The organism is Pseudalkalibacillus sp. R45 (assembly GCF_052246725.1).
GTDB lineage: Bacteria > Bacillota > Bacilli > Bacillales > Fictibacillaceae > Pseudalkalibacillus.
In genome coordinates this window covers 1,063,565-1,077,965 of record NZ_JBQQCL010000001.1, presented here as the reverse complement: position 1 = coordinate 1,077,965, position 14,401 = coordinate 1,063,565, and the positions used below count along the sequence as shown (strand labels likewise).

12 protein-coding genes are annotated in these 14,401 nt (G+C 46.4%); all 12 read left to right on the top strand.

The window, feature by feature from the left end; translation table 11 throughout:
• The first annotated feature begins 128 nt into the window (after nucleotides 1–128).
• The 12 genes from iolD to ACTWQL_RS04960 all read left to right on the top strand — a co-directional run bounded on the left by iolD (nucleotide 129) and on the right by ACTWQL_RS04960 (nucleotide 14,340).
• Nucleotides 129–2,054 carry a 3D-(3,5/4)-trihydroxycyclohexane-1,2-dione acylhydrolase (decyclizing) gene (gene iolD / locus ACTWQL_RS05015; RefSeq protein WP_443141306.1) on the top strand — a complete coding sequence of 642 codons (1,926 nt, stop codon included), beginning with the start codon at nucleotides 129–131 and terminating at the stop codon, nucleotides 2,052–2,054.
• A 19-nt stretch (nucleotides 2,055–2,073) separates the two neighbouring features.
• A complete protein-coding gene (gene iolE / locus ACTWQL_RS05010; RefSeq protein ID WP_443141305.1) occupies nucleotides 2,074–2,976 on the top strand; it encodes a myo-inosose-2 dehydratase in 903 nt (300 codons plus the stop codon).
• A 134-nt stretch (nucleotides 2,977–3,110) separates the two neighbouring features.
• Nucleotides 3,111–4,133, top strand: coding sequence for a LacI family DNA-binding transcriptional regulator (locus ACTWQL_RS05005; protein WP_443141304.1), 1,023 nt, complete (start codon nucleotides 3,111–3,113; stop codon nucleotides 4,131–4,133).
• Between the two features lie 506 nt (nucleotides 4,134–4,639).
• On the top strand, nucleotides 4,640–5,401 hold the full coding sequence (locus tag ACTWQL_RS05000) for an alpha/beta hydrolase (protein WP_443141303.1): 762 nt from the start codon (nucleotides 4,640–4,642) through the stop codon (nucleotides 5,399–5,401).
• The gene (locus ACTWQL_RS04995) at nucleotides 5,398–6,675 is read left to right on the top strand and encodes an ABC transporter substrate-binding protein (RefSeq protein ID WP_443141302.1); all 1,278 of its coding nucleotides are present in this window, start codon (nucleotides 5,398–5,400) and stop codon (nucleotides 6,673–6,675) included. The genes ACTWQL_RS05000 and ACTWQL_RS04995 overlap by 4 nt, the downstream gene beginning before the upstream one ends.
• 86 nt (nucleotides 6,676–6,761) lie before the next feature.
• Nucleotides 6,762–7,505, top strand: coding sequence for an N-acetylmannosamine-6-phosphate 2-epimerase (locus ACTWQL_RS04990; RefSeq protein WP_443141301.1), 744 nt, complete (start codon nucleotides 6,762–6,764; stop codon nucleotides 7,503–7,505).
• Nucleotides 7,456–8,310 carry a MurR/RpiR family transcriptional regulator gene (locus tag ACTWQL_RS04985; protein ID WP_443141300.1) on the top strand — a complete coding sequence of 285 codons (855 nt, stop codon included), beginning with the start codon at nucleotides 7,456–7,458 and terminating at the stop codon, nucleotides 8,308–8,310. Before ACTWQL_RS04990 ends, ACTWQL_RS04985 begins: the two co-directional genes overlap by 50 nt.
• A 12-nt stretch (nucleotides 8,311–8,322) precedes the next feature.
• Complete coding sequence (locus tag ACTWQL_RS04980) at nucleotides 8,323–9,231, top strand: ROK family protein (RefSeq protein ID WP_443141299.1); 909 nt, start codon at nucleotides 8,323–8,325, stop codon at nucleotides 9,229–9,231.
• Nucleotides 9,228–10,097, top strand: a complete 870-nt coding sequence (locus ACTWQL_RS04975; protein WP_443141298.1) for a carbohydrate ABC transporter permease — start codon at nucleotides 9,228–9,230, stop codon at nucleotides 10,095–10,097. Before ACTWQL_RS04980 ends, ACTWQL_RS04975 begins: the two co-directional genes overlap by 4 nt.
• A 13-nt stretch (nucleotides 10,098–10,110) precedes the next feature.
• Nucleotides 10,111–11,007, top strand: coding sequence for a carbohydrate ABC transporter permease (locus tag ACTWQL_RS04970; RefSeq protein WP_443141297.1), 897 nt, complete (start codon nucleotides 10,111–10,113; stop codon nucleotides 11,005–11,007).
• A 26-nt stretch (nucleotides 11,008–11,033) separates the two neighbouring features.
• Nucleotides 11,034–12,596 (top strand): DUF4127 family protein, encoded by a 1,563-nt coding sequence (locus ACTWQL_RS04965; protein ID WP_443141296.1) that lies wholly within the window; start codon nucleotides 11,034–11,036, stop codon nucleotides 12,594–12,596.
• Between the two features lie 76 nt (nucleotides 12,597–12,672).
• The gene (locus ACTWQL_RS04960) at nucleotides 12,673–14,340 is read left to right on the top strand and encodes an alpha amylase family protein (protein ID WP_443141295.1); all 1,668 of its coding nucleotides are present in this window, start codon (nucleotides 12,673–12,675) and stop codon (nucleotides 14,338–14,340) included.
• Nucleotides 14,341–14,401: the final 61 nt, after the last annotated feature.

Below are 14,401 nucleotides of genomic sequence, written 5' to 3'. Positions count from 1 at the left end.
GGTTTTTGTTACAAATAAGGTCCCGTGTGTCCGTTAGAGTGGTAATCCGATTCCATGAAGTTGAGATTTAGCGGGAACTAGGCCTTTCCAAGTTTTTATCATAGATTGAAAGATTGAGGTGAATCTGAATGAGATTGACAACTGCACAAGCGTTAGTAAAATTCTTGAATCAGCAATATATCGAGTTCGATGGCAAAGAGCAGAAGCTATTCAAAGGGATCTTCACGATCTTCGGCCACGGAAATGTGCTCGGGATGGGCCAGGCATTGGAAGAAGGCAGCGGTGATCTCGAAGTCTATCAGGGCCGGAACGAGCAGGGGATGGCACACGCCGCGATCGCTTTTGCAAAACAAAACCACCGGAAACAGCTGATGGCCTGCACTTCATCTGTCGGACCTGGATCAGCGAACATGGTCACCGCTGCGGCAACGGCTACAGCGAACAACATTCCAGTATTACTTTTACTAGGAGACACCTTTGCATCACGCCAGCCGGATCCAGTGCTTCAGCAAATCGAACAGACACATGACCCCAGTTTGACGACCAATGACGCTTTCCGACCGGTCAGTAAATATTGGGACCGCGTGACAAGGCCGGAACAACTGATGACTGCGATGATCAACGCGATGCGCGTTTTGACCGACCAAGCGGATACGGGAGCGGTTACGGTAGCCCTTCCACAGGATGTACAGGGGGAAGCCTATGATTTTCCTGAATCCTTTTTTAAAAAGCGGGTTCATCACATTGAACGCCGCCAGCCGACTGAAAATGAGCTAGCACGAGCGGTTGAATTGATCAAAAGGAAGAAGAAGCCCTTGATTGTCGGGGGAGGAGGCGTCCGCTATTCAGAAGCAGGAGAAACGTTGAAACAGTTTGCGGAAAAATTCCGGATTCCTTTCACGGAAACCCAGGCTGGAAAAAGTGCAGTGGAATCTTCCTGTCCGTACAATCTCGGCGGAGTCGGTGTGACTGGGAACCTCGCAGCAAATCGACTGGCGAAATCCGCTGACCTGATCATCGGGATCGGCACACGATTCACTGATTTCACAACTGCCTCCAAGCAACTTTTTCAAAATGAAGATATTGAATTTCTCATCATCAACGTATCGCAATTTCAGACAGATAAATTCGATGCGGTCAAAGTCGTCGCGGACGCAAAAGCCAGTCTCGAGCGTTTGGATGATGAATTAGGGAAAACCGGATATATGTCAGGCTACACCGATGAAATCGAACAGGCTCGGAACGAATGGGATGTCGAAATGCAACGCTTATACGAAACCGACTATGAGACTTCAGACTACAAACCGGAAGTCGCGGGACACCTTGATGAAGCGTTGGACGAATATAAAGAAGCGCTCAAATCCTCGCTCACACAAACAGCGGTACTCGGTGAGATCAATCAATCGGTCAGTGAAGATTCGATCATTGTCGGTTCATCCGGCAGTTTGCCAGGGGATTTGCAACGAATGTGGGTCAACCGCAAGCCGAATACCTACCATCTCGAATACGGCTACTCGTGCATGGGGTATGAAATTTCCGGTGCGCTCGGCGTGAAAATGGCTGCCCCGGATCAAGAAGTCTATGCCATGGTCGGCGACGGAAGCTATTTAATGCTGCATTCGGAATTGATTACGAGTTTGCAAGAAAACAAGAAAATAAATGTCGTTCTCTTCGATAATGCAGGCTTCGGCTGTATCAACAACCTGCAGATGGGCAATGGAATGGGCAGCTTTGGTACTGAATTCCGTGAACGTGACGAAGAAAAGAAAGCGCTATGCGGTCCTATCCAGGAAATCGATTTTGCGAAAAGTGCGGAAGGATACGGGGTGAAGACCTACAGCATCCACACGATGGAAGATTTGAAGTTTGCGTTGGAAGATTCGAAGAAACAGGCGGTATCGACTTTGCTTGATATAAAAGTTTTACCGAAAACGATGACAGACGGCTATGGTGCATGGTGGCATGTTGGTGTCGCGGAAACCTCCACAAAAGAATCAACAAAGTCTGCCTATCAAGACAAAGAAGAAAACTTGAAGCTTGCAAGAAAATATTGAATGGAGGAGTGCGGACTCAATGTCACAACATCAAGAATCTAAAGTGAAAATCGGCATTGCGCCGATCGGCTGGACGAATGACGATATGCCAGAGCTAGGTCAGGAGATCACATTCGAACAATGCATCAGTGAGATGGCGCTCGCCGGTTTTACCGGAACAGAAGTAGGGAACAAGTATCCCCGTGATCCTCAGGTGTTAAAAAAGGCTCTTGAACTGAGAAACCTGGAGATTGCAAGTGCATGGTTCAGCGCTTTCCTGACGACAAAACCTTTTCAAGAGACGGAAGTAGCCTTCATCAAGCATAGGGATTTTTTATATGAGATGGGCGCAAAGGTGATCGTCGTTTCTGAGCAAGGCCATAGCATCCAGGGAAAAATGGATGCCCCATTGTTCGACGCGAAGCCGGTTTTCACAGACGAAGAATGGAAGAGGCTTACGGTGGGTTTGAACAAACTCGGTTCACTCGCACAGGAAAAGGGAATGAACATCGTTTTCCACCATCATATGGGGACAGGCGTCCAGACCACGGAAGAAGTCGATCGGCTCATGGAGATGACAGATCCCGAGCTAGTCCATTTATTGTTTGATACAGGGCATCTGTTTTTCTCTGGTGCCGATCCGCTTGTGGTATTGGAGCGCTATCGGCCCCGCATCAAGCATGTTCATTTGAAGGATGTCAGGCTGGATGTCGCTGAAAAAGTGAAGCAGGAAAAGCTGAGCTTTTTACAGGCGGTCAAGGAAGGCGTCTTCACGGTTCCGGGTGACGGAGACTTCGATTTCGCGCCGGTATTCAAGCGGCTCAGCGAAACCGACTACGAAGGATGGATGCTAGTCGAAGCGGAACAGGATCCGGCGAAAGCAAATCCGCTGGAATATGCAATCATGGCTAGAGAATATATCAAAAAAGCTTCTGGAATATAAGGATCGATAGTGGAAGCAGAATGACCGACATTCTGCTTTTAAATCTTTTTATATCAATGAAATTATCAGTTTATTATTATAGGTTATAATGGGTAATAGAGTAAGAAAAGGATTTCAGAAAGGCGAGACGTTATATGGCCCCTACTATTTATGATGTCGCAAAAAAGGCGAGTGTCTCGATTGCGACGGTATCGAAAGTGATCAATAATACCGGAAGAATCAGCGAGCCTACCAGGGTGAAGGTTCTCGAGGCGATGAAACAGCTCGATTATCGTCCGAGTGTAGTAGCGTCAGCTTTGACGAGAAAAAAGACCGATACGTTGGGTTTGCTGGTTCCTGATATATCGAACCCGTTTTTCTCTGAGATTGCTCGGAATATTGAAGATAGAGCGCATGAACGCGGATTAAGCGTGATTATCTGCAGTACCGACTACAATGAGGAAAAAGAGAAGAAGTATATCGATCTGTTGAAGCGAAAACAAGTCGACGGTTTCATCATTTCTTCTGGTTTTAAAAATTTAGACCTGTTGAAAAGCTTAATGGATCAAAATATCCCTGTCGCTATGCTGGCTTTAGATAACCCTTCGATCAACGTGAACGTTATATCGGTCGATGACCACCGAGGAGGTTATCAAGCGACTGCGCACCTTCTGGCGCAAGGACACGAGAATATCGCATATATAGGCGAGGATGTGCGAAGCAGTAATATCCGGATCTTCGGGTATCGCGAGGCGCACGAAGATTATAGCGTACCGATCGATGAAGAAAACATCGTTAAGATTCCTTCAACCATGGATGACAGCCGAGAGATGACGAAAAAGTTGCTCGAGAGGCCGAACCCGCCAACAGCTATATTCGCGGCAAATGACCTTCTAGCTATTGGTGTTATTCAAGGCGCACGGGAAAAAGGATTGAACGTACCCGAGGATCTATCCGTAGTCGGTTTTGACGATACGATTCTGGCCACGATCACCGTACCAATGCTGACCACTGTCGCGCAGCCAATTAACGCTATGGGCAATAAAATCGTAGACGTATTGATTGAAGAAATTGGTGGAAAGAAAAAGGTGAAAGAACGGAATCTGTTCACCCCATCCCTAATCATAAGGGGTACAACCGGACGCCCACGCAACCTCCCAAAACCAAAAGCGAACTGAAATAATCCAGTGATTAAAAAAGGACTAACTCCCACACGAGCAAGTAGAGGGAAGTTAGTCTTTTTAATGTGCGTTAAACAAACGTTTGATTTAAAACGAAAACCGCACCACAACAGCTGGTTCCCCACTTAAACAAACGCTTGATTGACCAAATGCAAAAACTGTCGCAATATTCTCGGTGCCAGGCACGACAATTCAACCCTTGTGCCCCAGTGGTTCTCAGAAGGTGCCTGGCACCAAAAAAGAACCCAAGCGGCACAAGAGTTTTCAAAGTGTACCTGGCACTAATTTCAATCCCTTGCCCAGCACGACTTTCAAAAGTGTACCTGGCACCGATCTGCATCCCTTGGTACGACTGGCTTTTGGATCGGTGCCTGGTACACTAAAAGAAAACAGTCATCCTGTTTTGGAGATTATATCCGCCTTTTTTATCATTTTTAGAGAAAATATCCATATTTCTGAAAATTTGTGTTATTATGTTGGTAACAATCTTTGGGAGGGGTTGAATGGACGTTGCTTTAGAGGATTTTTCATTTCATAGCACCATCCTGAACAGAAAACAAAAAGTGATTTTCCTTCACCCCGAGCACTTCAATTCGGAAGGGGATGATTGCAACCTGCTTTTTGTGCAGGACGGAGAAGATTACTTGCAGTTAGGAAGTTTGAAGGAACAATTCACCGAACTGCTCAACCAGAACAATAGTCAATTCGGAAACATTGCCATGATCCTTATACCACCAGGAACCTCACATGAGCGTTATCAATTTTACCATCCAGAAGGTACACACCACTCAGATTATCTCCAATTTTTCCATCAAGAATTACTACCATTCGTACAAAACAAATTCACTCACCAAAGAAAACACATCACAAAAATGGGTCTGCTCGGTGATTCACTCGGAGCTACCGTAAGTCTAGCGCTTGCGCTTCAACAACCCTCCCTGTGGACGCACCTTTTACTACAATCAACCGCAATCGAAGAAGCCCTTATACAAAAAGTAAAAGAGGAGACCCGAACAAAATGGAACGTATATCAAGTGTATGGGGTGCATGAAGATGGTTTTCAATCCCAAATCAGTGGGAAGACGCTCAACATCACAACGAATAACCGAAAACTTGCACACGCCTTCCGACAGGCAGAAACGAACCTTACATACTACGAAGAAAATGAAAGCCATCTCTGGAGTTTTTGGAAAGACGATCTGAAAAGGGCGTTATCGTATTTCGCCCAACAAAAAAGCAAAACGGAAAAGAGGGGGATTTTATGAAAAGGTTGTCATTTTTAATGTCCATATTGTTGATCACAGCACTCATCATTTCAGGCTGTAAAAGTGCTGAGACATCAGAAGAGGGTGAGCAAGTCGAAATAGAATTCTGGACGATGCAGCTTTCACCTACGTTCGATGATTATATCAATGGTGTCATTGCCGATTTTGAAAAAGAAAACCCTGATATCAAAGTAAAATGGGTCGATGTGCCATGGGCGGATATGGAGAAGAAAATTTTGGCGGCTGTCGCTTCTGAGACCGCCCCTGATGTCGCGAACCTCAATCCGCAATTCGCTTCGAAACTGGCTGAACTTGACGCCCTGGTGAACATGGATGAGAAGGTAGATGACGAGACGCAAAACAAATATTTCGAAGGAGTTTGGAAGTCGAACACGTTCAATGATAAAACATTCGGGATTCCCTGGTATCTCTCTTCCCAGGTGACGATGTATAACACAGATATTTTTAAAGAAGCTGGGCTTGACCCTGACTCGCCTCCAAAAACGTTTGATGAATTGAAAGATGTTGCAAAAACGATCAAGGAGGAGACAGGGAAATACGCGTTCTTCCCACCGCTCGATGCAAGCCACTTGCTCGAGACACTCGTCATGATGGATGTTGACCTGACAAATGAAGATATGACAAAAGCAGCTTTCAATACGCCTGAAGGAATCAAAGCATTCGAATTCTTCGTCGATCTTTACCAGGATGACTTGATTCCGCGTGAAGTCCTGACAGAAGGACACGGAAAAGCGATTGATATGTATCAGGCCGGCCAGCTCGCCATCTTAGCGTCAGGACCTCAATTCCTGAACAAAGTGGAAGAGAACGCTCCTGATATCCTGAAAGCAACCAAATCAGGACCACAGATCACCGGTGTATCAGGCAAAAAGAATACAGCAGCGATGAACCTCGTCGTGCCGAAGCAAAGTGAACACCAGGAAGAAGCAGTCCAGTTCTCAGTTTTCATAACCAATGCTGAAAACCAGGTGGAGTTCGATAAGATTGTCCCTATCCTTCCTTCAATCGAAAGTGCGTTAGAGGATCCTTATTTCAATGAGCTACCTGAAGATCCGACCCCGATTGACGAAGCCCGAATCGTTTCTGCTGAACAGTTGAAGGAAAGCGAAGTTCTCGTACCACCTATGAAAAATTACGAAGAGTTGAAAACATCGATCAATGAAGCGTTACATGCTGCCATGCTAGGAAAAATGACTCCTGAAGAAGCGGTAGAACAAGCAGAGACCGAATGGAACGAGATCCTATCGCAATAAAAAAGAAGGCAGGGGGAATCAACTCCCCCTTCTTCTTTTCCTATAACCCAACAAAATGAGTTTAAAGAGTGGTGGTATGTAGAGAGATGGAACCATTAACGATATTTCAACAAGTAAAAGGAGGACTGATCGTCTCCTGTCAGGCACTGGAGGATGAGCCGCTTCATGGGTCGGAAGTGATGGCGAAGATGGCAAAGGCTGCTGAAATGGGAGGTGCTGTCGGAATCCGAGCAAATGGGTCTGAAGATATCCTGGCAATCAAGAAAATGACGAACCTCCCCATCATCGGTCTAGTGAAAAAATCCTATCCCGATAGTGAAATATACATCACGCCAACTTACAAAGAAATTGATGACTTGATAAAAGCTGAGGCTGACATCATCGCAATCGATGCAACCTTAAGAGCGCGCCCCAACGAACAGACCGTCGCCGAATTGATCACCTATATCCATCGTCATAAAAAATTGGTGATGGCCGATGTTTCCACTGTTGAAGAAGGCGTAAAAGCGGCTGCGACAGGAGCGGATTGCATATCAACGACCCTGTCCGGTTATACGCCGTATTCTCCATCAATAGAGACACCGGATTTTCGACTAGTGGAACAGTTGGCAAAACGTCTGACCGTACCCGTGTTTGCTGAAGGAAGATACCATTCACCAGAAGAGGCACGGAAAGCCCTTCGACTTGGCGCACACAGTGTCGTTGTAGGTTCAGCGATCACAAGACCTCAGGAAATCACCAGAAGATACACGAATCTGTTAAAGAAAGAAGGCTATGCGGATGACAGTGAAACAAGCGAATCGGACCGGAAATATAAAAGGGTTGATTAACAGTTATTTTCCTGCTTTGACCAAGTCAGAGCAAAAGGTTGCGGACATCGTGATGCAACAGCTTGATCAAGTGATTTATTACTCCGTCACGGATCTCGCGGATGCGGCAGAAGTCGGTGAAACGACTGTTCTGCGTTTTTGCCGGAAAATCGGTTTGAAAGGCTATCAAGAATTCAAACTGGCGATTGCAAAGGATTTAGCGAACAGGACCGGAGATGATTCCGGTAACGCTGTACAAAATGATCTGTTCACCACGATTTCTTCCTATACGATCGATGCGATCCATGAAACAGTCTCGATGAACAGTGAAGAGGCGATCAATAAAGCGATCGACATGATCGACCAAGCGTCGTCCGTCCACTTTTTCGGAGTCGGGACTTCCGGATTGACCGCTCTCGATGCCAAAAACCGTTTCCTCAGGATTGGTCGGAGAGTCGATGCTGTGATCGATCCTCATCTACAGGCGATGACAGCGGCAACCCTATCAGAGAATGACCTTGTCGTCGGCATAACTGTGTCCGGGAGTACGAAGGACACGATCGATTCGTTAAAAATCGCCAAAGAAAATGGCGCGAAAACGATAGCCGTCACGTATCATGCGAGATCGCCAATCACGAAAATCGCGGATGCTGTGCTGATCAACGGGGGAAAAGAATCGCCTCTTGAAGGAAGTTCCCTCGCAGCTAAGATTTCTCAGCTGTTCGTCATCGATCTTTTATGTACAGGGCTAGCCCTTAAACACAAACAAGAATCATTAGAGATGAAAGAAAAGACAGCGCAATCCGTCGTGAACAAGATCTATTAAGATGGTGAAAAGATGAAAGCAATCGGAATCGATATAGGCGGTACTGCAATCAAAGGGGCTATCGTCGACGAAAACAAAAAAATTCATCATCAAATCACAACCCGGACCAATGTGGGTGAAGGACGAAAGGGCATCCTGACGTCTCTGACTACCACAATCGATCGGCTGCTTGAAAATGATACAGAAATCGCCGGGATTGGGATCGGTACCGCCGGCAGAGTCAATGTGAAAACCGGTGAGGTCGTGTACAGTACAGCCAATCTTCCCGGCTGGCAGGGCATCAACCTGCGCGATTTTATTACAAATACATACGCACTTCCTGCGGTCATCGACAATGATGCGAATGCAGCCCTGGCAGGTGAATGGTGGAATAGAGAGGAGAGCTATGATTCAGTCACGTTCCTGACATTAGGTACTGGTGTGGGCGGGGCGAACATGATCAATCGGAAAATCTTCAGAGGGAATCATTGGAATGGCGGTGAATGGGGCCATGTCATTCTCTATCCGGGGGGACGGTCATGTAACTGTGGAAATAGCGGTTGTATCGAACAATACGTATCGGGCACTACATTACTGAGTCTCGCAAATGAGCATTCCGGAAACCGAACCTATAAAAACGGAGCGGAAGTGTTTGAAGCCTTCAACACTGGCGACAAAACAATCCAGCCAATCGTCGAAAGGTACCTGGATGATCTGGCACTTGTCATCTATAACCTTTCCGTAAGCATCGATCCGGAAGCTGTCATCATCGGTGGCGGGGTCATCGAATCAAAAGACAAATGGTGGCCGACGTTTCAACACAAATTGCACGAAAAAGAGGTAAAGGTGGATGTTCTGGCAGCGACGCTCGGAAACAAAGCCGGGATGATCGGCTCGACTAAGCTGTTGTTCGATGCATTGAGTAAGGGGGGAGAGGTGTGAAACGTAACGCGTTGACACCGTATTTGTTTTTGCTGCCAGGATGTGTGATTTTGGGAGCATTCATTTTTTATCCGTTGTTGCAAGCAATCTGGTTGAGTTTCACTGACTACAATATGATTGTCGATCCAACCTTCGTCGGGACGGAAAACTACCAGACACTTTTCGATGACGATATGTTTTGGAAAACACTTATTCAGACACTGATCTATCTTGTCGGTGTTGTTCCGGCTCTCATCATTTTACCAATCTTTCTCGCGATCCTCGTCAACCAAAAGCTTAAAGGAATCGGATTTTTCCGGTCAGCTTATTACATACCTGTCGTCACCTCATGGGTCGTCGTCGGAATCACATGGGAATGGGTTTATGCGGAAAAAGGAGTCCTCAACTACATATTAGAGGTAGTTGGTCTGATTAATGGTCCGGTCCACTGGCTCACATCAGAACAGACAGCCCTTTTTGCGGTCATGGCCGTAACCGTCTGGAAAGGCTTAGGGTATTACATGATCATTTATTTGGCGGGGCTCCAGTCCATCCCATCCAACCTTTACGAGGCGGCAGAAATCGACGGTGCGAACAAGTGGCAGCAGACGATCCGAATCACGATCCCGATGTTGATGCCGTCGATCATCATCGTCACCGTCATGTCCTCAATTGCCGCCATGAAAGTTTTTGAAGAGATCTACATTATGACAGGCGGCGGTCCGCTTAACAGTTCGAAAACGCTCGTGTTCTACATCTATCAAGAGGCATTTGAGAAATTGAACATGGGCTATGCAAGTGCTGCCGGCGTTGTACTCTTTCTCATCACACTCATCTTTTCAGTCATCAATTTGAAACTGATGGGCAGGAAAGAAAACGTAGCATAAAGGGGGGAGAAAAATGGAAGCACCTGTTACAGATAAAAAACGTCAATCGATTACGACCCAGACCCGTCCGATGATGAATATGAAAAATAAAGGACGTATCAAGAAACTGTTGATCTACCTACTTCTGATCATTGTAGCGATCGGTATGCTCGGTCCATTCTTATGGCTCCTTGCGACCGCATTGAAATCGGGACATGAAAACATCTTCAGTTATCCACCCAAATTTATTCCGGAAAGCCCGACGCTAGACAATTTTTCAAGGGTGATGGATGCTTTTCCGTTCTGGACGTATTTGATGAATAGTACGATTGTCGGCTTTTTGACCGTACTCCTTAACGTCTTGTTTTGTTCGTTTGCGGCTTACCCGCTGGCAAGGATGAAATTCAAAGGGAAAAACATCATTTTCATCCTGATCATCAGTACGATGATGATCCCGTTCCAGCTGTTGATGATTCCGATCTATATCTTGTCACTCGATCTTGGGTTGAAAAACACGTACGCGGGGTTGATTCTGCCGCACGCCACCACAGCGTTCGGAATCTTCCTGATGCGCCAGGCGTTCATCACGATTCCATATGAACTCGATGAATCAGCGAGAATGGACGGCGCAAACAGCTTCCAGATCTGGTGGCGGATTCTGCTTCCGCTTGTAAAACCGTCGATGGTGACGCTTGCTATTTTCACGTTCGTGATGGCATGGGGAGATTTTTTATGGCCGTTGATCATTTTGGATGATCAGAAGATGTACACCCTGCCGCTAGGGTTGAACGCACTAACCGGGCTGTTTTCGGCAGACTGGCGTATGATTGCCGCTGGTTCGGTCATTTCGGTTTTGCCGATCATCATATTCTTCCTCATCCTCCAACGCTACTTCATTAAAGGAGCGACGAGCGGGGCTGTAAAAGGATAATCGATTGACAGAAAGGATGAAGATGGATGAAACGAAAAATTGCACTGCTTCCAGTTGATGCCCGACCTGTTACACGAGAGCTTCCAGTACAGCTGGCAGCAATCGGTGGCTGGGAAGTCCTTGTACCAGAACGTCATGAGCTCGGATTTTTAAAAAAGCCAGGAAATCTTGACCAGCTGCAAAACTGGTTGAAAGAAACCGCTCATGAGGTGGACGGGATTGTCGTATCGCTCGATATGCTCGGATATGGCGGGCTTGTCCCGTCACGGATTTCTGAGGCACCAGTAGATGAAGTCCGTTCACGTCTTCAGGTTTTAAAAGAACTGAAAGCTGTCAATCCGGAGCTGGAAATCATGGGATTCAGTGCTACGATGCGCCTTTCCAATTCTTATGTGAATGAAGAGGAGAAGGAGTACTGGAACCGATACGGAAAGGAAATCTGGCAATTTTCGTATCACTCCCATCGTCATTTGAAAACGAAGGATCCAGCATCTAAGAAGCTAGTAGAAGAGCTGAGGACGAAAATACCGGATACGATTTTAAAAGATTACAAGAAAACGAGAGAGCGGAATTTTTCAATCAACCGTTCGTTGCTGAAGGAAGTCGAAGGTGGTTTGTTCGATATCCTTGTGTTCCCGCAAGACGATACAGCGGAGTACGGCTTTAACATCCAGGAGCAGGAATGGCTTTCGGATGAGGTGAACAAACGCAACCTTCATGAGAAAGTTTTCATCTATCCGGGGGCGGACGAGGTGGCAAGTACGTTGGTCGCCAGGATGGTCTATGATTTTGAAAACGTGAAGAAGCCGATCTTCCATCCTTTTTTCAGTGGGCAAAAAGGGGAGTTGTCCTATGCGATGTACGAAGACCGGCCGATCTCTGAATCTGTCAAAGGCCAAGTCTATGCTTTCGGATCTTTTACGGTAGAAAGTTCACCAGAAGCGGATGTGCTTCTTGCGGTCAACGTGCCAGGGAAGAAGCAGGGAGATCTCGCTCTACAGATGGATCTGGCTGAAGTCGACACGACAGACCGGAACCTCGGTGAATGGCTGTTGAAGATCAAGCACTATCTCGAAAAAGGAAAAGATGTAGCGGTTGCCGACCTTGCCTATGCGAATGGCGCTGATCCAGCAGTGATACCGAGATTGATCGACTCGGGGATTTTCAGCTACCTGTCAGGCTTTGCCGGCTGGAATACGGCAGGCAATTCCCTAGGAACCGTCATCGCCCATTCTGCAATGGTCCATTTGCATAAACTGAACGGGTCTTTGCTTGAAACCGACTTTCAAAAAAGACACCTCGAACTGTTGACGCTACGGCTTTTAGATGATTATCTCTATCAATCGGTCGTCCGCCAGAAAGTTAGGGAACAAGTGGATGAATCGAAGCTAGGTGAAGATGAGTTGCTTGAAGTCGTGCGACAAGAGTTCATGGAAGCTGCTGGAGAGATGTTGAAAAAGCTGCAACTTTGCAATGGTTATGCTCCACGAATCGGAAACATCACGCTACCCTGGAACCGGACTTTTGAAATCGGTCTGACAATTGAGCTGGAAGGAAACCAGGCAAAATTTAAGGAGGTGGTACACTGAGCCGACTTCTTAGCGATTCTCCTCATTCTCACCGCTGCAACTTGATCTTGTTCAATTGAAAATTCGGAGGGATTTGATGAAAAAAATATTCGGTGTTCTACTGTCAGTTGTTTTGTTGTTCAGCCTGGTGATCCCGGTAACCGCAACTGGAAATGACAAATCAAGACATCAAGTGCTTCAAGACCTCGTGAATGAAAATGACAAGAAAGCAAGGATTTTATGGTACGATCTTTCAGCCAACATCCAAAACCTGAACACGCCGGAAAAAGTGAAAAACATTGTAGAGAAAACCGCAAGAGCAAACATCGATACGATCATCCTCGACGTAAAGAACTATACCGGTTTTGTCGGGTATTTGAGTGAGATCGCCCCGCATATGAGCACATCCGAGATTCCGAAATACGACGAATTCCCTGAAGGATATGACTTGCTTACAGAAGTGATAGATGAAGCACATAAACATGGGATTCAGGTCCATGCGAACGTAAATGTGTTTTCAGAAGGAAACAACGATTATAAAGATGGCCCAGCTTTTGAGAACCCGGAATGGCAAACGACGTTCTATATGGCTTCACGTGTTGCAGAAGCTGAAAATGGAGAAACTTTCGACATTACGGGCGTGAACACCACAAGAGGTTCCAACCAATTGGTCATGTATACACCGGCTGAATATGATGTGTCTCCTGCCAACCAATGGGGTACAGAAGTCCAGATTACAGATGGAGTCGTTACAGAAGTAGTGGACCGTACATATGGTGCTCCAGCTGTCGAAGTTCCGGAAAATGGTGTCGTCTTGTCCGGTCACGGGGAAGCGCGAACATGGCTTAACGAAAATGTCGAGGTAGGGGATGAAATCGATTATTCTGCTTCAAAAACAGAGTTGGTTCCGGCATCGGAATACCCTTCTTTTTCAACATTCACCAATCCGATCCGTGAAGACGTGAGATCTTACGAGTTGAGCATCATCGAAGAATTGATCGACAACTATGACATCGACGGGATCGTTCTGGATCGTGCGCGGTATTCGAATATTAATGCTGATTTCAGTGATTTGAGCCGTGAACGTTTTGAAGAATATATCGGTGAAAGTGTGACGAACTGGCCGGAGGATATTTTCAGCATCGAGTTTACGGAAGATGGGCAAGAACGTAATCCAGGACCGCTTTATCAGAAGTGGATCGAATGGAGAGCAGGAAACATACAGGATTTCTTCCAACAAGCAGAACAGCTTGTCCATGAAAAAGATTCCTCTCTTTTCTTCAGTACGTATGTCGGTGCCTGGTACCCGCTTTACTATAGTGAGGGTGTGAACTGGGCAAGCCGAACGCATCAGCCGGATTATGATTGGGCAAGTCCTGATTACGGTAAAACCGGTTATGCCGAAACACTCGATTTTCTGATGACCGGTAACTATTTTTATGATGTAACACGGGAAGAAGCGATCGAATCCGGGAATCCTGATTGGTATAGCGTTGAAGGCTCAGCGGATATCGCCTTCGATGTCGTGAATGAAGCCACTTTCGTATACGGTAGCCTTTATCTGAACCAGTACAAGGGCGATCCTGAACAGTTCCGTAAAGGATTGAGATCCGTCATGGAGCGGTCACACGGCATTATGCTCTTTGACCTTGTTTACTTTGAACAGTTTGGCTGGTGGAACATCATCGAGGAAGAATTTGCAGAAGAATCACAGCCGCCACACCAGATCCCAGGACTGTTGAAAATGATCAGAGAAGATAAATAATGAGAATTTGGGCTGGCTTCCGGGTCAGCCCGCCTCAATGAAATGTCTTTTCTGAGTACAT